Annotated in this window: 16 protein-coding genes; 1 reads left to right on the forward strand and 15 read right to left on the reverse strand. The window is 38.1% G+C overall.

The annotated features are described in order from the left end of the window. Positions 1 to 58: 58 nt before the first annotated feature. Together Gferi_RS29430 and Gferi_RS06815 are read right to left on the reverse strand one after the other, a co-directional pair. A complete protein-coding gene (locus Gferi_RS29430) occupies positions 59 to 211 on the reverse strand; it encodes a spore germination protein (protein ID WP_083273414.1) in 153 nt (50 codons plus the stop codon). Positions 212 to 234: 23 nt separating this feature from the next. After that, complete coding sequence (locus Gferi_RS06815) at positions 235 to 2235, reverse strand: methyl-accepting chemotaxis protein (protein ID WP_069974872.1); 2001 nt, start codon at positions 2233 to 2235, stop codon at positions 235 to 237. A gap of 261 nt (positions 2236 to 2496) precedes the next feature. Here Gferi_RS06815 and Gferi_RS06820 point away from each other — a divergent pair, with 261 nt between their 5' ends. Continuing rightward, on the forward strand, positions 2497 to 3159 hold the full coding sequence (locus Gferi_RS06820) for a response regulator transcription factor (RefSeq protein ID WP_069974873.1): 663 nt from the start codon (positions 2497 to 2499) through the stop codon (positions 3157 to 3159). A gap of 196 nt (positions 3160 to 3355) precedes the next feature. Here the strand turns inward: Gferi_RS06820 and Gferi_RS06825 are convergent, their stop codons facing one another. The 13 genes from Gferi_RS06825 to Gferi_RS06885 all read right to left on the reverse strand — a co-directional run bounded on the left by Gferi_RS06825 (position 3356) and on the right by Gferi_RS06885 (position 20725). Beyond that, a complete protein-coding gene (locus Gferi_RS06825) occupies positions 3356 to 3700 on the reverse strand; it encodes an Hpt domain-containing protein (RefSeq protein WP_069974874.1) in 345 nt (114 codons plus the stop codon). Between the two features lie 126 nt (positions 3701 to 3826). Then, entirely contained in the window at positions 3827 to 6763 is a 2937-nt protein-coding gene (locus tag Gferi_RS06830) for a PAS domain S-box protein (protein WP_069974875.1), read from the reverse strand. 321 nt (positions 6764 to 7084) lie between these two features. Next, positions 7085 to 9520 (reverse strand): GH36-type glycosyl hydrolase domain-containing protein, encoded by a 2436-nt coding sequence (locus Gferi_RS06835; RefSeq protein ID WP_069974876.1) that lies wholly within the window; start codon positions 9518 to 9520, stop codon positions 7085 to 7087. A 22-nt stretch (positions 9521 to 9542) separates the two neighbouring features. Beyond that, positions 9543 to 11954 (reverse strand): GH36-type glycosyl hydrolase domain-containing protein, encoded by a 2412-nt coding sequence (locus Gferi_RS06840; protein ID WP_069974877.1) that lies wholly within the window; start codon positions 11952 to 11954, stop codon positions 9543 to 9545. A gap of 82 nt (positions 11955 to 12036) precedes the next feature. Next, positions 12037 to 12915, reverse strand: coding sequence for a carbohydrate ABC transporter permease (locus Gferi_RS06845; protein WP_069974878.1), 879 nt, complete (start codon positions 12913 to 12915; stop codon positions 12037 to 12039). A 12-nt stretch (positions 12916 to 12927) separates the two neighbouring features. Beyond that, complete coding sequence (locus tag Gferi_RS06850; RefSeq protein WP_236932705.1) at positions 12928 to 13824, reverse strand: carbohydrate ABC transporter permease; 897 nt, start codon at positions 13822 to 13824, stop codon at positions 12928 to 12930. A 77-nt stretch (positions 13825 to 13901) separates the two neighbouring features. Next, positions 13902 to 15272, reverse strand: a complete 1371-nt coding sequence (locus Gferi_RS06855; protein WP_069974879.1) for an ABC transporter substrate-binding protein — start codon at positions 15270 to 15272, stop codon at positions 13902 to 13904. A gap of 122 nt (positions 15273 to 15394) precedes the next feature. Further along, positions 15395 to 16432, reverse strand: a complete 1038-nt coding sequence (locus Gferi_RS06860; RefSeq protein ID WP_069974880.1) for a LacI family DNA-binding transcriptional regulator — start codon at positions 16430 to 16432, stop codon at positions 15395 to 15397. A gap of 189 nt (positions 16433 to 16621) precedes the next feature. Next, positions 16622 to 17011, reverse strand: a complete 390-nt coding sequence (locus Gferi_RS06865; RefSeq protein ID WP_069974881.1) for a hypothetical protein — start codon at positions 17009 to 17011, stop codon at positions 16622 to 16624. Next, a complete protein-coding gene (locus Gferi_RS28770) occupies positions 17001 to 18239 on the reverse strand; it encodes an N-acetylmuramoyl-L-alanine amidase (RefSeq protein ID WP_069974882.1) in 1239 nt (412 codons plus the stop codon). The genes Gferi_RS06865 and Gferi_RS28770 overlap by 11 nt, the downstream gene beginning before the upstream one ends. Further along, on the reverse strand, positions 18236 to 18688 hold the full coding sequence (locus Gferi_RS06875; protein WP_069974883.1) for a hypothetical protein: 453 nt from the start codon (positions 18686 to 18688) through the stop codon (positions 18236 to 18238). The genes Gferi_RS28770 and Gferi_RS06875 overlap by 4 nt, the downstream gene beginning before the upstream one ends. A 176-nt stretch (positions 18689 to 18864) precedes the next feature. After that, positions 18865 to 19794: a putative nucleotide-diphospho-sugar transferase gene (locus Gferi_RS06880; RefSeq protein WP_069974884.1), complete on the reverse strand. Its 930-nt coding sequence runs from the start codon at positions 19792 to 19794 to the stop codon at positions 18865 to 18867. A gap of 19 nt (positions 19795 to 19813) precedes the next feature. Continuing rightward, positions 19814 to 20725, reverse strand: a complete 912-nt coding sequence (locus Gferi_RS06885) for a putative nucleotide-diphospho-sugar transferase (RefSeq protein WP_083273417.1) — start codon at positions 20723 to 20725, stop codon at positions 19814 to 19816. Between the last annotated feature and the right edge of the window lie 147 nt (positions 20726 to 20872).

Here is a 20872-nt window from a genome sequence, read left to right on the forward strand (position 1 = left end):
AACCTATCTTAGAAGGGTATAACATAGGATGCGACCGTTGTAGCCGCAACGATGACAATCAGCTGATCGCTGTACCAATATAGGGAGGGAGACCTATTGCTGCCTCCCGGATCATCTCTACAGTCACCGCTAGGATTAAAACTTCAATAATGGGAGGAAAAGGTACTCTTGCCCGTGATTCCGCTAAAGGAATCAATAAATCTAATGGCACTCCCTTTTTCTATATATCTGATATTATATTTTAAACTTTGATACGGACTTAGCAAGTCTTTCAGAATTATGTTTCGTCTCTTTCATCAATTCTAAGGCTTTTGCAGATTTTTCTACAACATCCGATGCTTTTTGGGCAATATTTTGCGTCCCTTCTGCTGCTTCATTATTAGAGATCGTAACTTCATTAATCGCTGTGCTTATACTTTGTATCGATGCCAATAATTCTTCAGCTGTCGCACTAAAATCATTCACCAGGTCTTGAATAGCTTCTGCATCCTTATGGTATTGCTCCCCAATATTTACCATTGACTTATATCCATTAATCACTGTTGTATCAATAAAATTCAAAGCTTTTTCAGAACTCTGTGTCAAACTCTGTACCGATGTAACCACAAGCTGTGTAACATTTTGAATTTCATTAACAGTGTTTTTTGAGTCTTCTGCCAATTTTCGTATTTCATCTGCTACAACTGCAAATCCTTTTCCTGCTTCTCCTGCTCTCGCAGCCTCTATAGCGGCATTTAATGCGAGAAGATTTGTCTGTGCTGTAATTTCCAGTATAGACTCTGTTAATACATTAATTTTTTCTACTGCCTTCGACTGCTCAATGGATGTTCGAATATCTGCATCAATCCTCTCACGCATATCAGAGGTTGTCTTTTGTGATATTACAGCGTTGTCTTTTAAATGCTGTGCACGTTTGCTGATTTCCTCAGCGATTATCGCTCCATTTTCCGACTTTGCGGCAATGGACTCTACTGCATTTTCTATTTCTACTGATGTAGCATTCATTTGTTCTGTAGATGCTGCAGTTTCTTCCATTCCTGCAGACATTTCTTCCGTGGTTGCAGATACATCTTCTATATAGGAAGTCAACTCTTCTAGATTTTGCGATGACAATATAACATTATCCTCCACACTACTTGTCTCTACAATGACATCATGAAGAACAGACCTGATCGACCTACTCATACTGTCAACAGATTGTGCAAGCAATCCAAGCTCGTCTTTTCTCTTTAAGAATTGGTGTGGTATTTCCCGGCTAAAATCCGCATGGGCCAATACATTCAAATATTCAGCTGCTATTCTTAAAGGCGAGCCCACATAGTTTGCAATAAATATTGATGCAAGAATTACTAGCAATACTGCGATACTCCCTAGAATACCGGTTATTCTCAAAGATTTATTGTATTCATCATATACTTCAGCAGAGGGTACTGTTACTACTACTTTCCATCCTGTATGGGGTATAGTCGCATAGGTACCTACCTTCCGGGTACCATCATCCTCCATATATGTAATAAAGCCCTCATCTTTGCCTAATACTTCCGTTTTAAAAACCTCTAACGTTTCCGGATTCTGTGTATATTCCGCATAGCTTTTCCCTATTCTTTCAGCATCCGGATGGAACAAAGTCTCTCCTGCTCCCGATAATAAATACGCGTAGTCGGTTTTAGCAATTTTTACATTGCCCATATAATTTCCCAGTGCTTCTATATTGGCCATACTAAAAATAACACCTTTAAAATCATTTCCATCATATATCGGAAGCGCTATGGTAATGCACCTGTTTCCTGTAACGCGGCTCACAATGGCATCAGTAATAACGAGAGCTTTCGTCTCCTTTGCTTTCTTAAAATATTCTCGGTCTGATAGGTTCATGATGGTATTGTCAAATACATTAATTGCATCTCCATCTTTATCGATAGCTGTAAACCCCTCTACTTCTCTATCACTTTCCCGAATAGGTGCAAGTATCTTATCTATTTCAACAAGATCCATATTTACAAATTCCGGATGTTCTTTATATATTTCTGTCAATTGAGAAACCTTGCTTTGAATCCATGAATCCATCTGAACCGCATTTGAACTTGCTATCTCCATTGCCTGTTTTTGTATACTATGGGTAATTGTTGTGCTAAACTGATTCAGCTGAAATAAGGCCAAACTAACAAGCGGAATAATGGTTACAACTAATAAAATCATCATCATTTTAAATTTAAGTGAGTTGAAAAATTTCATATGTCCACTCCTTTCCATCTGAATATATGCACTGCTTCTTATTAAATTTTTACTATACAGCCTATTCTTTTTGTCCGATAATATAATTATAGATGTATCTACGAACCGCCTTCAGTGTCGTAAGTCACTAAGAGAAATGCAAAACGCACAACTCTTATTTTAAAAATGCAAAAAGCATTCCCCTGGTAATTCTGTCCCGATTTCTAAAAGGGTATGCCCTATATAAACGAATTAAACTTATGGTAGAATGGAGATATTTACATGTTGAAGGTACTCATTGCAGATGATCAAAAACTTTTGAGGGAAAGCTTCAAAAGTATCATAGAAAACAATAGTGATATCAAGGTTGTCGGTTGTGTAAAGAACGGCCAGGAGGCTTATGACTTTTGTAAAGGTTTTATGCCGGATGTAATTCTCATGGATATTTCTATGCCTGTTTGCAAAGGTACAGAAGCTACAAAACGAATCAAATCCAAATATCCTGAAATAAAGATATTGATTCTGACATCATCCAGTGACAAGTGGGATATAGCTGAAGCAATAGAGAGCGGAGCAGACGGTTATATTGTAAAAGATATCGGCATGGAAGAATTGATCCTCTCTATCAGGATCAGTGCCGCAGGATTAGGGATTGTTCATAGAGATGTCCTAAATTGTGCTTGCTTTAATAATAAAGAAGAATCTGTACAAGAAAATCGGAAAAGTAAAACTGTTAAAGTTGAAGGGATTGATATTCCTTTAACCGAAAAAGAACTTAGTATAATTGAAAAGATTGTTGCAGGAAAAGACAACAAAGAAATTGGCACAATGCTGTTTTTGGCGGAAGGCACTGTCAAAAATAAAATTACAGAAATCACTTCAAAGCTTCATCTAAAAGACAGAACTCAATTGGCAGTTTTTGCAATTAAAAACAACCTGGTTTAGATAAACTTTCACATCGAAAAAGGTTGTTTAAGTAGTCATTCAATTATATCTGATTCTTCAACAGGCTTACTGTAAAATATTCTCAAACCATATCACAGCTAAGAATTTTCATCTATTGTACTCCAGAGGTTATCTTCCTCCACTTTAATCTTTCCACAGGCTTTGAGTAAAAACAGCAAAATATGTAAAAAAGATCTTATGTTCTAAAATGGCAGATAATCTCTTTCATAACTTGGTCGATGCCCTCATTCATGTCAGCTGCATCCTTTTGTATGTTTTCAATATCTTTGCTTTTTAACGTGTTATCCAAGTTCTTTGCATAGTTTAAAAGTTTTTGCGCCCTATAACTGCTTGCAATTCCCTTTATATCATGTACAATTCTTGTAAGCTCTTCCAGATTTCCTAAGGGCAGACATTTGTTTACTGCCTCTTTCGCCTTTCCCACTTCCTCAACAAATATCAAATACAATGCTTGTACTGCATCATGATCCAGCCCTACATCTTTTTGAAACCCGGCAATATCTACTACCCTCTGATCCACTTTTTATTCCTCCTTTTTTTATTTTATCTAAATTTATATCGAGCCTGCAGTATTGAAAGGCATTATGGTAAATGTCAACGGCACGGAATTGCTATAAAAAGTGCAGATAGCATGATGAGTAATACATCAGGTATCACTCATCACCAAAAAAGAATTATTCAACCGTTTTTTAATGATATTGTCAAGCTGAAACATCGTTATTGGCTTACTGATATAATCATCCATTCCTGCAGCAATGCATTTATCGCGGTCACCCTCCATTGCATGGGCTGTCATGGCAATAATGATTGTATCTCTGTTCATGCCTTCGCCGGTTCTGATACGGGAAGCTGCCTTATATCCATCCATTATTGGCATTTGGCAATCCATCAAAATAATGTCATATTTTTTTACGCTGCACATCCAAACGGCCTGCTGACCGTTTTCAGCGAGTTCCACACGATATCCCAACTGATTTAACATAGCAGCCGCAAGCTTTCGATTTGCCAAAGCATCTTCTACCAGCAATACATTGTAGCGTTTATTCCATGCTTCTTCATCAACCGGCACTTCTCTTGTCTCTTCCATACATTTCTCAAAGCAATTTGTTTTTGAAATAAAAGTATTATGTAGAGATTCCAGAAATTCTTTGCTCATCAGAAGTTTGTCCTCTATAATCAGCTCCTCATGCATCTTACTTTTTTCAAAATCCACTTCTACATAAAAGGTAGATCCCTTACCTAAAACGCTTTCTGCCCGGATTGTACCTCCCATTAACTCTATAATGCGCTTTGAAATCGCAAGCCCAAGTCCGGTGCCCCCATATTTTCTCGTCATTGAGGCATCTGCCTGCGTAAACATAGTAAACAGCTTTGAGCGTACCTGCTCGCTCATTCCAATCCCGGTATCATTTACTGTAAATTGAACTTTAACGTGATTTTCTTTATTTTCTAATAGCAGAACCTTGATGACAATTTCACCTTTTTCGGTAAATTTCAAAGCATTCCCGATCAGATTATTCAAAACCTGCTTCAACCTTCCGGGATCACCATATAATCCTTTTGGCACATCCTTTGAAATCAATAGATTCATTCTAATATCTTTTTCATAGGCTTTAGGAGTAAAAAGCGCAACAGATTCTTTTACCAACACATGCATATCGAACAAGATTTCTTCCAACTCCAGCTTATCCGCCTCAATCTTTGAATAGTCCAATATATCATTAATAATCCGCAGCAATACATCGGAATCAGATTTTATTTGTCTTAGATATTCTGATTGTTCACTGCTTAAATCAGTCCTTAAAAGCAGGTCCACAAAGCCAATGATTCCGTTCATAGGCGTTCTTATTTCATGAGACATATTGGCAAGAAACTGTCCCTTTAAAATACTGGCCGTCTCAGCTGCTCTCCTTGATTTTTCCAATTCTTCATTGATCATGCTTCTTTCGATAGCTCTTTCCAAGGAGTTTACAAAAGCTTTTAATGCAGAGGACTCTGCTTCTGACCAGTTCCTTTCAACATCACAACTATGAAAACCGACAACGCCCCAAAAATATTCTTTAATAAAAATGGGAATAACCGCGATAGACAAAACATTTCTTGCCTCAAGCATCTCCCTAACTCTATCTTTTTTTAATTCTCTTACCCTTCCATAGTAGGCTTCTCCTCTAGATAATGGCTCCATGAAGCTAATCACATCATTAAAAGGTATCTTATTAAATTTGGAATTGTCAATCCTTAGACCCTTCTTGTCAGAATTCCACTGAATCCTCTGGCTGACATAACCATTTCCGTCTTCATCATAACTGTTTTGAAACAGGTAGACTCTATCCACCTGTGTAGCTGTACCCAGCAGTTCAAATGATTTTTTTACTGCATCCAGATAGTTACAATTGCTTAAAAATTCTTTGACGGACATTGCAACCGCTGAAAGTATTTTTTCTTTCCGATTTAATTCTTCTTCTGAACGCTTTCTTTCTGTAATATCTATCAGCACAGAAAGTGCCGCCGACTCATTTTCATAGGTTATAGAGGTTGTTCTAACGATCAGATTCATGATCTCACCGGTTTTTCTGACAAATTCTATTTCGTAGTCTCCAACAGTATCTCCCTGTAATCTTTTATGTAAAGCTGACAGTACCCGTTCTTTGGATTCTCCGGAAACAAATTCACCTACATGGTGCCCTATCACCTCTGCTGCTTCATATCCCAAAGCTTTCAAGCCCGCTTCACTTACGAATTTGATTTTTCCCCCTTTATGGATAAGTACAATTTGCGGTGCGCTGTTTACAATGGCCGAATACCTTTCCTCGCTTTCACGAAGCTGCTTCTCCATGCACATTCTCTGGGTAATATCACGGGCAATCCCGATAATCCCTGCTATTTTTCCGCATTCATCATAAAAAGGTGTTTTGACTGTTTCAACATCAACAATGCTGCCATCTGTCAACCTTATAGTTTCTTCATTAATCCTAATCTCACCGGACTTAAATACCTCCATATCATTTGCTATACAATGCTGTGCAACTGCACGATCTTTAATAATATCCTGAGTACTTTTCCCAATGATTTCTTCTTCGCTTAATCCGATAATTTTTTCTGAAAATGCCTTATTACACCCTAAATAGAGGTCTTCTCTATTTTTAAAAAATAAAAAATCAGGAATCACATCGATCATTGTTCTAAAAAAATACTGTTGCTGCCTGGAAGTAGATATATCCTTACAAACGCCAAAGGCCACATTTTTACCATGCCATCGTCCTCTGAATACACGGGTTTCAACAAATATATATTCACCATTTTTTGAAAATAGGGGAAGCATGCTTTTATATATCTGTCCTTCCATCATTCCCTTCGTTGCGGCAAAAGCCTCTTCGCGTTTTTCAGGAGGATAAAGCATCAAAATGCTTGTTCCCTGCAGTTCTTCAATAGAATATCCTAATCTTCGCAGCGCAGCATGATTCGCATCAATAATTTCACCTGACGTATCAACAATAAATATATAATCTTCTATAATATTAAATAAGTTTTTTAAAGTATCCAGTGCCTCATTCTGCATTTCAGGATAAGCAGATTCTGACATTTAAAATGCCTCCTTAATTCAACCATATCAAATTTTTTCATCATCACAGGACGCATCATGGTATAAAAAGTGCCCTTACAAAAGACCAAAATCCAGCTATATTCCGGCTTACGTTGTTTAGGTATTCGATATGATGTTGGAATACAACACAGCTCTTATTATTTCGATGTTTTTCGACATATTCCTGCAAATTATTCAATTGCATTTTTACTATTTTTTTACATTAGATTTTAAAAAAATGATAGACTCCGGTAAATCGATTGGGCTAATTTAGCCTATAAACACAAAAAGGGACTTTAAAGTCCCTTTTTAAACATTACATCAACCCATTATTACTTCTATATTGCGTACAGAAGCCTCATCAAGACATTCAATAAAATTACCGGTTTGTTCTTTATGATCTACGGTGACTTTCTTAACCCCCTTACTGACACCTTCAGGATTCTTTATGGATATATTGTATTCCACCCCGCGGTAGATTCTTTTGATATTTATGTGGTCCCAATCCTTTGGTATGCAAGGATCAATGATCAGTCCGTCATAATCCGGCCTGACTCCCAGAATCCATTTTGTAATCGCTTCATAATTCCATGCAGCAGTACCTGTCAGCCATGAATTTTTAGCTTCTCCATGACGTAGTGCATCCTTTCCGGCAATCATCTGAGCATATACATAGGGTTCCAATCTATGAACCTCACTGATTTCTTCCAGGTAAGCCGGTGCTATTTTCCTATAATATTCAAAGGCCTTATCCCCTCTGCCTAATAGCGTCTCTGCAATCATTATCCACGGATTGTTATGACAAAAGATTCCTGCATTTTCTTTATATCCGGGAGGGTAGGAAGATATTTCTCCAAGATTCAGCTTATATTCACTATAGGCCGGGTGTTGAAGAACTAATCCATAGGATGTATTTAGATATTTGTCTACAGCGTCTAAGGCCATTTGTGCCTTGCCATTATCTATTCCGATTCCTGCCATTACACAAAACCCTTGAGGTTCAATAAAAATTTTTCCTTCTTCATTTTCGGCACTGCCAATCTTATCGCCATAGAAATCATAGGCTCTCAGAAACCATTCCTGATCATAACCATATTTTTCTACATTGTCTTTCATCTTTTCTGCTTCATGGAGAACCCTTCGTGCCAAATCTTCCTTTCCTATTCTCTTATATAATCCGGCAAACTCTTTTCCTATATAAACAAACATACCTGCAATAAAGATGGACTCTGCCCTTCTTCCTTTTTGATTTTCACAGGTCTGAAAAGATTCGTCCGGATTTACAGAGAAACAGTTTAGATTTAAACAGTCATTCCAATCTGCACGTCCGATTAGGGGGAGTCCATGGGGCCCTAAATTGTTTAAGGTGTAATCAAAGGACTTCTCCAAATGTTCTAACAGAGACCCCATGTTGTTTGGATCACAGTTATAGGGGACCTGTGCATCCAAAATATCGAAATCACCGGTTTCTTTAATATAAGCAATAGCAGCCAGGATCAACCATAATGGATCATCATTAAAGCCTGATCCAATCTCATGATTTCCTTTTTTGGTTAAGGGCTGGTATTGATGGTAGGCACTGCCATCTTCAAATTGTGTTGCTGCAATATCCAAGATTCTTTCTCTTGCTTTTTCCGGAATTTGATGTACAAAACCTAATAGGTCCTGATTTGAATCTCTAAAGCCCATACCCCTTCCAATACCTGTTTCAAAGTATGAAGCGCTTCTAGACATATTAAAAGTAGTCATACATTGATAAGGATTCCATATATTCACCATTCTGTCCAGTTTCTCATCATGACTTTGAACAATGAATTTCGATAATAGTTGACTCCAATGTTCTTTTAATGCTAGGAAAGCGTGATGAACTGCATCGCTGCTATTGTATTTTTCAAGGAGTCTTTCTGCTCTTTTCTTGTTGATGATCCCCTTTGCACACCACTTTTCCTCTACCGGGTTCTCTATGTAACCTAAGATAAAGATAAGTTCTTTTTCTTCTCCCGGCAGCAGCTTGATTTCAATACGGTGAGATGCTATAGGATTCCATCCGCTTGCAACGGAATTTTTAGATTTTCCTTCAATTACCGCTTCAGGCTCATGCAGCCCATTAAATTGCCCTAAAAAAGCATCTCTATCTGTATCAAATCCATCGACCGGATGGTTTACTCCATAAAAAGAATAGTGATTTCTTCTTTCCCGATAATCGGTTTTATGATAAATAGTTCCATTATCAATTTCTACAGCGCCTATGCTGTAGGTTCTCTGATAATTTGTCATATCATCATAAGCATTCCAAAGACAAAACTCAATAAACGAAAATAGTGTAAATTCCTTTACTACCCGATCCGTATTTTTCAGTTTTACTCTATGAATCTCTATAGACTCTCCAAGGGGAACCATATAGAGTATTTCTGTTTCTAAATGATCTTTCATCCCTGTAATTTTTGTATAGCCCATTCCATGCCTGCATTCATAACGATCCAGATCTTTTTTTACCGGCATCCATGTAGGGGAATAATAACCTTCTTTATCCTTTATATAAAAGTACCTTCCGCCATTGTCTAATGGGATATTGTTATACCTGTACCTTGTCAACCTTCTAAATCTTGCATCCTTATAAAAACAGTATCCTCCGGCGGTATTGGATATTAATCCAAAGAAATCTTCACCTCCCAGATAATTTATCCATGGATAGGGTGTTTTGGGTGTTTGTATTACATATTCTCTATTGACATCATCGAAGTACCCGTACTTCATATTTTTCACTTCCTTTCACCGATCATCCCATGATCACTTGTACATTGTGCACCTTTCCATCTTCAAGAACTGGTATTATTTGCCCCTCTATTTCTTTTCCGTCCAGAAGTACCTGCTTTATACCTTTACAGATTCCCTCCGGATTTTTAACATCTATCTCAAAAACTGCGTTTCTAAAATGCTTTCTCATCCTAAAGCCCTTCCATTGAGACGGTATACAGGGGTCTATCATTAACCCTTCATAGTTTGGGCGAACTCCAAGAATATATTTTACCGAAGCCTGATATACCCAGGAAGCCGTACCTGAAAGCCAGCTATTCCTTGCCAGTCCGAACTGCGGATGCTCATCGCCTAAAATGTTTTGCGGATAGCAGTAAGGTTCACATTCGTAGCTCTCCACGACATCATTTTTCAATACAGGGTTGATTTGATTATAGTAGGCAAAGGCTTGATCCCCATTTCCCAACATGGTCTCGGCCATCATAACCCAGGGGTTGCTGTGAAGGAAAATTCCTCCGTTTTCTTTTGCCCCTGGCGGATATGTAGTAATTCCACCCTTTTCAGAGTCATAACCGTCATAGCCGGGATCACTTAATTTAATTCCATTCCGGGTGTTTAATATTCTATTTACTGACTGCAGTGCAACTGCAGCTCTATCATAAGGTGCAAAGCCTGAAATCACACTCCATGACTGGGCATTTGCATAGATTTTTCCCTTTTCGTTTTCATTAGAGCCAATTTTCTGGCCATGATGATCAAAATAACGAATGTACCATTTTCCATCCCAGCAATATTGGTTTACATTTTTTTTCATGGATACATAGCATTCTTCATAGGCCTGTGCCAATGCTTCATCCCTTATATATCTTAATAATTCCACCATTTCCTTTAATGCAGTTCCATATAGATTTGCAGTAAACACAGACTCTGCACCATAGGGTAGATTCACCGTATCATTCCAATCTGCAAAGCCCAGCAGGGGCAGACCATGAACACCACAATCCTCTTTCGTAAATTCAATTCCTCTTTTTAGATGTTCCAGTACACTCCCCCATTCTAAAGGTTTTCCTTCCTTATCTTTTTCATAGAAGGGTATCTGCTTGGATAAAAAAGCTGTATTTCCAGTCTCCTTTATATAGGCGCAGACTGCTAAAACAATCCATAAATGGTCATCACTATAGTATTTGGGTCTGTCTTCCATTTCTCTCGAATCCCCTGCGCTGGCTTCCATTGTCACCGGGTTAAACTGATGCATGGCAGACCCGTTTCTGTTTTGTACATGGAGAAGCATTTCAATCAGCTCTCTGCCTTCCTCCGGGGCATGACCTAAAATTCCCATAACATCCTGGGCACTATCTCTAAACCCAATTCCCCGGGCGCCAAAACCCAGTTGGTATTGAGATAAATATCTGGACCAGTTTTTCGTAATATAACACTGTCGCGGATTATGCATGTTCAGCATTGTATTCATCGCTGCATCTGGAGTATCCACAACGATTTTGGAAAGATAATTCTCCCAGAATTCTTTAAGCCCTATAAAAGCTTTGTTTACGATTGCCGGGTCTCTGTATCTTTGAATATCCTGCATCACTTCTCGTAGACTTGCAGCCTGCCCCAGCTGCGTAATGATCTCTTTGTGCTCTCCACTTTCTAAAATTCCTATGTGATGCATTAAAGCGCCAATATTATCTCCCCTCCGTGCCTCATAATTGCTTAATTCATCTTCGTATAGACTTTTCGGACACTTCCATATACCATATCCCCTATTTCCAAGAAAAATTTTTCTATCTGATTCAAAAGAGGAAATAGGGTAGTTGGATGTAAAGTAATTGATTCGGCTCTCTTTATTCATAAAAGCATATTGGGTTAATATTTTGTATCCTGCATCTTCCTCTACGATCTTTGACTGCATGGTTTGTGGAACCCAATCTGCATTGGTTAGCTGTTTCAATGCATCAAAATGTGTATATTCAACAACGGGAATCACGTCCAATTCAATGGGCTCTTTGGTTAAATTGGTTATGCATATATCTCTTATCTCACAAGATTGATTCATTGGTACAAATATAACTGCTTCTGTCCTAATTCCGTAAAATTCTGATAGGATTTTCATATAGCCCAAGCCAACACGGCATTCATATCGATCATAGTTATCCAATGTAGGAACATAAAAGGGTGAAAAAACCTTATACCCGGATGGGACTTTTATTCTGATATACAGTGTTTCCCCTTTGAAGTCTCCATTTGGCAGCTGGGGAATATACTTAATGATGCGGTTTAAGGCCGGGTCCCCTTTGCAAATCAATGCACCGCCTGTTTGATCCACAAAACCTCCAAATCCTATGGTTCCAATATAATTGATCCAAGTGGCAGGTGTTCGCGGATCTGTAATCACATAAACTTTCTGCGCGTCATCAAAATATCCAAAGCTCATACACATTCTCCTCATAGACCTTGTTCACCGTTTAAAAAACAGCGGTTGTTTCTATCCCCTGTCTCCTGTTTACATGCTGCATTTACTGTTTAACAGCTCCCGCAGTCAACCCGCCAATAATATATTTGGAACAGAAAGCAAATACAATCATGATAGGTACCATGGACATCGCAATCGCCACATATACTGCCCCAAAATCTGTCCGGTATACCCCTTTCGCCATAGCAGTTAAAATCGGCACTGTATACTTCTGTTCATCGTATAACACAACCAGGGGAACTAAATAACTGTTCCATGATGCGATAAAAGTAAAAATCGACATGGTGGCAATAGAAGGTGTGATAATAGGGATTACAATTTTATTGAATATTTTAAATTCACCACATCCATCAATCCTTGCAGATTCTACAATCTCATTCGGTACCGCAGCATCAATGTAAAGTTTTACGAAGAATGCGAAGTTAGCATTGGCTATCGCTGGAATAATGAGTGCCAGGTGTTTATTGATTAAATTTAATTCGCTGCATACTTTAAAAAAACCGATGAGTCCCAGTTGTGATGGAAACATCATGGACCCAAGCAATATACCGAATAGAACTTTACTTCCTTTAAATTTATACTTAGAGAAGCCGTACGCTGTTAAAGCACCAAAATAGGCTGCTAAAGCTGTGCTGGATACAGATATAATTAAACTGTTTTTAAATCCCTGCCACATATTTACGCTTTCCATCATTCGCCTATAGTTATTTGTAAAAGCATTTCCGGGAAGTATATTTAGTTGTGTAGCAATATCATTGCTGGTATGGGTCGAATTGATCATCATCATATAAAAAGGCAAGAAACATAAAATTGCTAATAAAATTAGGAGAAAGTAAAGTATTATTGTTGATGCATTCTTCCTTCTTGTATTTGTCTTGAATGGTCTAGGCAGTTCTCTTTTTGTTGCCAAATCAAAAGCCATAATATCCACCCCCTACTCATAAAGTGATTTCCTGTTAATGAGCCTGTAAGCCACTGCAACTACCATAATCACAAGTACAAACAAACCTACCCCAATGGTTGCCCCATAGCCGAAATTATAATTGGCAAAGGTCGTATTATACAAATACATAACCATCGTTAGGGTTGAATTCTGTGGAGCACCATTTCCGCCGGATAGTACATAGGGAACATCAAACATGGTTAAACCGCCAATCAAAGAGGTTACTACCTGGTATAATATAATAGGTCTAAGACAGGGAAGGGTTATCCGCCAAAAAATCTGCCATCTATTCCCTCCATCCACCCTTGCTGCTTCGAAGTATTCTTCGGGGATAGCCCTGATGCCCGCCATAAAAATAATCATGCTATAGCCGAACCACATCCACCATAAGGTGAAGGATACCGCAAATCTGGAAGCAAATATATCCTGGAGAAAATTGATAGGCTCTTTTATAAATCCTAAAGATATAAGCAATCGGTTGATAGATCCCGACTGCCAGTCAAGCAGGAAGAAAACCAGTGCACCTACTGATGCCATTGTTACAAGATTTGGCAAATAGTAGATCCATCGGAAAAAGGCTTTTCCCTTAATCTTTCTATCCGTTAATGCAACTGCTAAAGCAAGGCCCATAATTAACTGGGGGATAATACAGCCGAGCCACATGATCCATGTATTGCTTACACTTTTCATGAAGAATTTATCACCAAATAGTCTTTTGTAATTCTCAACGCCAACAAACTGCGGGGATAAAATACTTCCATCCCATTTTGTAAAGCTGATTCCAAAAGAATAGATGATGGGATAGACGACAAATATTGTCAATATAATAAAGAATGGTGCAATAAACAGATATCCATAAGCATCTTTTCGAATGCTTTTTGACTGCACACTTATTCCTCCCTTCTGCTGGGATAATGAATGGAATTGCCTTATTAGCAATCTTGCTAATAAGGCAATATGCATATTTACTCAACGATCAAATCCGGTAAATCAGACTTAACCTTTTCTTTAAACTGCTGAATAAATTCATCTTTGTTAATCTTTCCTGCAAGATAAGTCTGCATGATATCCTGGAAGGATTTTCTCATCTGGTCATCATACTGGGTAATAAGATTTCCGTTGACCTTTTCCACCATAGGGCCATAGACCTCATAGGTGTTTTGATTTACTGTCTTATTGATAAAACTGGAATCGTTCTTTAATTCATCGATAACCTCTACATGGTTTACGAAATCACCGGTTTCAATGGCCCATGCTTTTAAGTGGTCCTTATCGGTGGCAAGAAACTTGACAAATTCCCATGCCAATTCCTTATTTTTAGATTGCTGTGAGATCCCTGCCCAAGTACCGCCTTCATAGTAAGGCATAGGTGTGGCAACAGCCCATCTTCCTGCCTGGGCATTTTTCTCATCATTCACGGCAACAATCCACTGAATTCCCCAGGTTGGGATGGCGTAACACATATGGATATCATCGGCGATCGCTGCAGACCAGGGTGGTGTCCATTGTCTTATACCGCCTTCAAGTCCTTCGCTTCTCATTGTCTTGGCAATATCAATATACTCCAGCATTTTGGGGTCTATAATTAATTTATTGTCCTTCACCCAAGGCTGTGTACGTGCTCCGCCAACATATATTTTGTATAAATCTTCGGTTCCAACAAATAACTTTGCTTTTCCCTTACTGGCTTCCTTTAGTTTTCTTGCCGTCTCAACAATCTTTTCCGGCGTCGAAAGCATGGCAGCAATTTCAGCCGGGTCATCTGTTCCCAAATACTTCAGTGCCATATCCCTTTTATAACCAACTCCGCCCGGGCATGCTTGCCATGATAACGCTTTCATATTTCCCTCGTTATCTCTTCCGATATCTACAGTGTATGGAATATTGGCACTTACAAATTCCTCTGCATGATAAGGTGCTGCAGAAATATTTTCAAATCCTCCCGGTAAATTGACAAACCTTTTTACAAATGCATTTTCAGCTGCCAGCACATCGGGCATGCCTGATCCTGCCCGAATAGCTGAAGTTACTTTATTCTGATAGGCAAGATCCGTATCAGAAGTAATTTGTACATTTACTTTTACGTTTGGATACCTTGTCATAAATGCTTCTGCCAGTTTGGGACCCTCATCTTTATTGAAATGCCAGAATGTAAGCTCTCCAGTGAAATCTTCCGGCTTTTTTTCTGCCGGAGCAACTTCACTTTGCGGACTTTCCTGTTGTGGATTGCCAGCCGCCGGTTCAGGTGTCTGGCTGGTGCATCCCGTAAATAGTGATACCATGAAAATTGCGCACATAACTAAAGCAAGCGCTTTCCTTAAATGCATTTTTTTCATTTTTGGTTCCCCCTTTTAAATGATTGATTCTATCACACTATACCTTCAGTTTGATGTTGTAAAATTGTATAGCTGTTGTACATGCTTTGTAAACGCGCGTTCATTCAACAATAAAAAAATTATTATCTTATCTTTCGACAGGAATCTCTAACAACTAATTCAACAGGTATTTTATAATTTGCAAAAAAGTTCATTTCTTCTTCGTTTGCTTTGATTAAATTATTGGTAGCCATAAAGGCCATGTTCAGCAGTGGTATTCTAACGGTTGTAAGTGCCGGCTGCAGATACCTGGCTACTTCAATATCATCAAATCCAATTAGAGATATGTCTTCTGGTATTTTAAGCCTTAATTCCTCAATCGCACGAATCGCACCAAGACACATGCTGTCATTGGCAACAAACATAGCTGTGGGCGTTTCCTTTAATAAAAGTTTCTTTGCAGCCCTATAACCGCTTTCTTCCGTATAATTGCCCTTTATGATCAAATTGCTTTTTACAGGTACGCCTCCATCCAACAGGGCTTTTTTGTATCCTTCCAGCCTGGAAATTGCAGTGAATTGATCTAAATCTCCCGTTATGTGTGCAATCGTGCCGTGCCCTAGCTGAATTAGATATTTTGTGGCTTCATAGGCACCTCCAAAGCTATCGTTGTTTACCACGATACATTTGCTAAAAGGTTCCTGTTCGCTTGATACTTCTTGCTCGATCACTGCAACATTGTAGCCGCTTTCTATGATTTCAGCAATGGCCGGTTCATTATTCTTTCCCCCAATAAAGATACCGGCCGATATGGTTTTATTAAAGAATAATTCCTTTACATTATTAAAATCCTGTTGTTCATTTACGATTGCACTTAGTACATTGTATCGCTGTTTATTGGCTGCATCAATGACTGCACTTGTAAAGGGAGAGAAATATGAACTCGTGCACATTTTGTTGGCATAGTTGTCGTCCTTTGTATCAATGATAAATAGTCCGATGATCCGGTTTTTCTTTCCTGCCAGCATTTGTGCCGATGCATGTGGAACATAGTTGTATTCCTTTATAATCTCTAATACCCTCTGTCTTGTCTCTTCAGTAACATTCCCATAATTATTTATGACTCTGGATACAGTACTTCTTGATACACCAGCAATTTTTGCAATATCTGAAGCATTCATGGCAACACCTCTGGTTTTTATTGTGAACGCGTGTTTATAAAATAAGTGTAACTCCATTTTCAGAATATTTCAATAGGTTTTTTGAAATTTTTTCCACAATTTTTCCATAAATTAAACATGGTGGGCTCAAGGAAAGCTCCCACCAATAGACTTAGGCCTTTGTGTAGAATTAATAATTATGCGCATTTGTTATTTCTTTAAAATTTTAACGTAATACTCAATCCTATTATTGATCCATTCATCTATATTGCCGATATACGTATTGAGGCATTGAATTTCCTCTTCATTGATGATATTCATGATTCGATCTTTTGCTTCATGAAATGCTTCTTCTTTCTCTTGCTGGAAAAATGACTGTGATTCTTTAAGTCTATCAACCATTGATTTGTTAACGGTCATAACACTTAGCAGGATAGTATTATCTAATTTAGACATGGTTTCATCAATTTTTTTATGCTCCCTTGTAGATTTTCCTCTGTTAATTACCGCTGACAACAGTTTCATACAGTAGTAAAACAGTACTAAAATGCATCCGATGATTACACTGGTGGAGATCATATACAGCAAGTTATTCATCATTCATTAACTCCTTCCTTAAATTATTAACCAGACAAAACACAACACCTTTTGTTGCAGGTTGATCTAGTGTGTCGGTATGGTCGTTTAAAAGGAGTCCCGCGTCTCTCAATTCATCATGACATATTTTTGCCCAATGGGTGGAAGGCGGAATTTCTGGAAGGTCTGACACTTCTATGGGATACTTTTCCAATACTATTTTCTGCAATTCCACAATCCTTTCTCCGTATCCAGTGCCTGGAACTGCCCATCTTCCGTTCAGGTCCTCCCAAGTGGGTGCACTTCCTCTCTGCACGAGGTGAAACCTCTTGTCATACAGTGTGCGCCCTACCGGAATTGACGCCGTTGCAGCATAGGCGTATAAGTGTTGTATATGTGCTTCCACTCCGGCTTCTACAGTTGAAAACCACAGACCCGTGTTGTTCGGTCCCGTAGCACCAAGACCTGCAAAATTATTTTGTTCAGGCTTAACCACACCTGTAAATCTGAGCCAGTTCGTTTCATGGATCGATTGCAGAAATGCCAGATCAGCTTTTATTTCATAGATTGGGGCAATATCATAATAAATGTCCACAACTCCAGTATTGGCACCGCCATTAACTGCTCTTAAAGCTGCCTTCAGCTGATTGGGATGAAGAATGGAATTTCCCTGTATTTTGGTTTTGCCATTGATATCAGAGTAAATGTATTTATTTACACCAGCAGCTACTGCAGCAGTAAGTTTATCCTGCCACACAGGGTTGGTAAGCAGCTTAAAATCTTCACGATTATCCATAAAGCCAAATTCAACAATAATCGTTTCTACTTCCGGATAAGTATCTCTAATGATATAATAGTAATCCTCACCGGCTCGTGAGGGAGACGTGCTGGCTCTGCTAAATACCCGCCTTACAGGAAAATCTGTTTTTCGGGTTTCCTCCAAAATCAATTTTGCCACTGTTCCCTCTGTGTGTATGCTATGAATTACTTCAAAGCCTCTTGCAGTACCGTTAAATGCATTATTATGACAAGATATGCATAGGGTTGCACCAGATTTTTTTATTCTATTTGTCAACTCTTCAGGTGAATAGTAATTATCGTTAAGGAGAGATGTATCTACATCCATATTGTAATTTTCAAGCTTTACTGCCAGAAGCCTTGCATAGATTAAATTCAAATCTTTTTCTTGCATGCCAAAGCCTGAAGCTCCGGGGTCTTTTCCACCATGGCCGGAATCAATAATGATCCTCATAGCATCACCTCCATTCCAATTTTATCTGCTAACTTAATACGATCAACCTTTTCTTGATTGGCGCAGCAGATAATCTTATTCTCAAGCCACTTATCCAGGTTCGTATATTTTTTCTCCAGTTCACTTATTGTTATATCACTTATAATTTTTACAGATTTTTCTTTTATCATATTAAAAGCAATCTTCATTTCATCATCCGTGAGCGCAATCTTCTGTTTAAGAATATTATTAATATAAGTCTGATAAACTGCTATAACTGCTGTATTTATGATATTTTCTGCTATATCTGCATATTTTAGAAAATCCACGTTGTTGAGTTGGTTGTTAATATCCTCTGTCATCTTCTTTATCAGTGCTATTAGATAGGATGTTACAACCGGTACCAGTGGAATAAGTAATCCGCGTATGATTGTGATAATCAGTTCGTTGAATATTCCCGTATCATGCATGTGGTTTCCCCCTTTTTTATCTCTATTAAATTATATGACTCCGACGATCTATTTGTGAGGTATTGCTTGAAGTGATCTTTTCAATCATTTAAGGTTTTAAAACAGCTAGTTCTCCTATCTATTTTTTTCTTTTAAAAAAATTCAAAAACTAGAAATCACAATCAATATTGATACTGTTAGAGTTTATATCTGTGGACTATGAATGCCGGATTCCTTTCATGAAGTCCTCTTTGAAAGGCCGGATATATCCTGCGAATCTTTTTTATGTTTTCTTTTATTAAATGCATATAAGGTAAATAGATTATATTTACTGCATCCTCTTTTATAGGATAAAACCAGGATAAATTAAATTCATTTTCTTCCAGAATCTTGAACCCTGAAAAGTGATAAAATACCAGCTGGTCCTGATCTACATAAACCTGTTTATTTCCACGGGAAACCCGATATTTTTCGATATTCCACGCTGCCGCATTTACACCTTTGCCGTTTATGCTATGCACATCTTCAAACAGTTCCGGCCACCGTTCAACATACCTTTGATCCCCGTAGACTTTATGCATAACATCCGGTTTTTCCGGACATCTTTCCAAACACCTTTCTTCCCACCATTGAACAGCCTTTTTAGCTATTTCGGTATTTCTGCAGCCGACAAATCCCGTATTAAATCTTCCATGCTGGTTTTCGTAATTTTGAAATCTTGAAGAATACCTATGCTCCACAAGATATAAGGATGCTTCCGGCGCTTCATTGAATATGTGGTCCGGCTCCGTAAAAAAACAAAGGTCCCCATCTAGGTGTGCGTAATAGTCTGCATCCTGATAATGCTTCATCACATGGTTAAGGGTTACCGGTTTTAATGTCCAGCAAAACTCAAGATAAGAACGGTCCGCTTTCGCCTTCCGAATAGCATCATTTTCTACATCTTGCACGCTCAATAGCTTTGTATCAGGCAGTTTTAACTCTTGAAGAATCCTGTAGATTTCATCATCCGCACACAGGATAAAAAGAGTAAAATCGGTACAGTGGTGTCTTAGCGTTTGGTGCATGACAAGCATCTTGTAAAGATACTCGCTTGATACAACCGTAGTGAAATAAAATCTATTCACAGTTATTCCTCCCCAATAGTTATATCTCATGATAAATCGCCATCGGAAGCAACTTGTCATGAAACACAAAACCATTAAATTCAGGTGCAACCTTCTCAATATCATGAAATACATTTTTTAACACATCTATATAAGGCAAATGCAATATGTTGTGTATCTTTCTACTGCCGCCTACCAATGCAATTTTATTTTTATTTATAACCCTAAATCCTGAGAAGTGATAACAAATAAGCTTATCTTTATTCGCAAAAATCTTTCCATCTTGATACAAGAAATGATATTTTACATCATTCCACGGTCCTATATTTACACCGGGTGTAATAATTGAACCGACATTTCTAAAGAAACCGGGCATGAACTCAAGATATTTCTGGTCTCCAAATTTCCCTTCCTCCACCCTGTCAAAACACCATTCCATACATCTGTCCTGCCACCATTTTAAAGCATACCTCGCATTTTCCGCATTCTTAAATACGATAAATCCTGAGTTGTACTTACCGCACGATTGCTCTACCCCCCTATAGTTTAATGAATAATCATGCTCTGATAATAAAACATCCTGGCCCATATGCTCTCTATAGATCCGCTTAGGATTATTAAAGAAACATATGTCTGAATCAACATAGGTTACATACTCAATTGGCTGACATTGATTCATCACATACTCAATAAGAAATGGCTTCAAGGTCCAGCAAAATTCATTTAATTCTCTTTCAAATCTTTTAAATAATAACTGTTCATTGCCTAGATATTCAGCTCTTACCAATACAGCCTTCGTAAGGTTCATTTTGCTGCAAGCGGAATAAGACTCCTCATCGGCACACAATATATATAACTTAAATTCATCGGTATTATAATCCAATGATCTGTATAAAACCAGTCCCTGATACACCCTGAGTTTACTTAAAATAGTGCAAAAAACATTGTTCATTATTCCACACCTTTCCGTTTCGATTACTCGTCTTTTTCTAGTATGCTTACATTACATACTACGTACATGCTTCCCATTATGTTCAATTTTTTATAAGCATCTTCTATAATATATAAAATAACTTTTGCTATAGTTTATAGAACAATT

Source organism: Geosporobacter ferrireducens, assembly GCF_001750685.1.
Classification (GTDB): Bacteria; Bacillota; Clostridia; order Peptostreptococcales; family Thermotaleaceae; genus Geosporobacter; species Geosporobacter ferrireducens.

Coding starts and splice junctions, on each gene's coding strand:
- Gferi_RS06875 (WP_069974883.1), bottom strand. CDS start 18,688: ATGCATGATACGGGAATATTCAACGAACTGATTATCACAATCATACGC.
- Gferi_RS06845 (WP_069974878.1), bottom strand. CDS start 12,915: ATGGCTTTTGATTTGGCAACAAAAAGAGAACTGCCTAGACCATTCAAG.
- Gferi_RS06860 (WP_069974880.1), bottom strand. CDS start 16,432: ATGAATGCTTCAGATATTGCAAAAATTGCTGGTGTATCAAGAAGTACT.
- Gferi_RS28770 (WP_069974882.1), bottom strand. CDS start 18,239: ATGAGGATCATTATTGATTCCGGCCATGGTGGAAAAGACCCCGGAGCT.
- Gferi_RS06840 (WP_069974877.1), bottom strand. CDS start 11,954: ATGAGCTTTGGATATTTTGATGACGCGCAGAAAGTTTATGTGATTACA.
- Gferi_RS06865 (WP_069974881.1), bottom strand. CDS start 17,011: ATGATGAATAACTTGCTGTATATGATCTCCACCAGTGTAATCATCGGA.
- Gferi_RS06830 (WP_069974875.1), bottom strand. CDS start 6,763: ATGTCAGAATCTGCTTATCCTGAAATGCAGAATGAGGCACTGGATACT.
- Gferi_RS06885 (WP_083273417.1), bottom strand. CDS start 20,725: ATGAACAATGTTTTTTGCACTATTTTAAGTAAACTCAGGGTGTATCAG.
- Gferi_RS06820 (WP_069974873.1), top strand. CDS start 2,497: ATGTTGAAGGTACTCATTGCAGATGATCAAAAACTTTTGAGGGAAAGC.
- Gferi_RS06835 (WP_069974876.1), bottom strand. CDS start 9,520: ATGAAGTACGGGTACTTCGATGATGTCAATAGAGAATATGTAATACAA.
- Gferi_RS06855 (WP_069974879.1), bottom strand. CDS start 15,272: ATGAAAAAAATGCATTTAAGGAAAGCGCTTGCTTTAGTTATGTGCGCA.
- Gferi_RS06815 (WP_069974872.1), bottom strand. CDS start 2,235: ATGAAATTTTTCAACTCACTTAAATTTAAAATGATGATGATTTTATTA.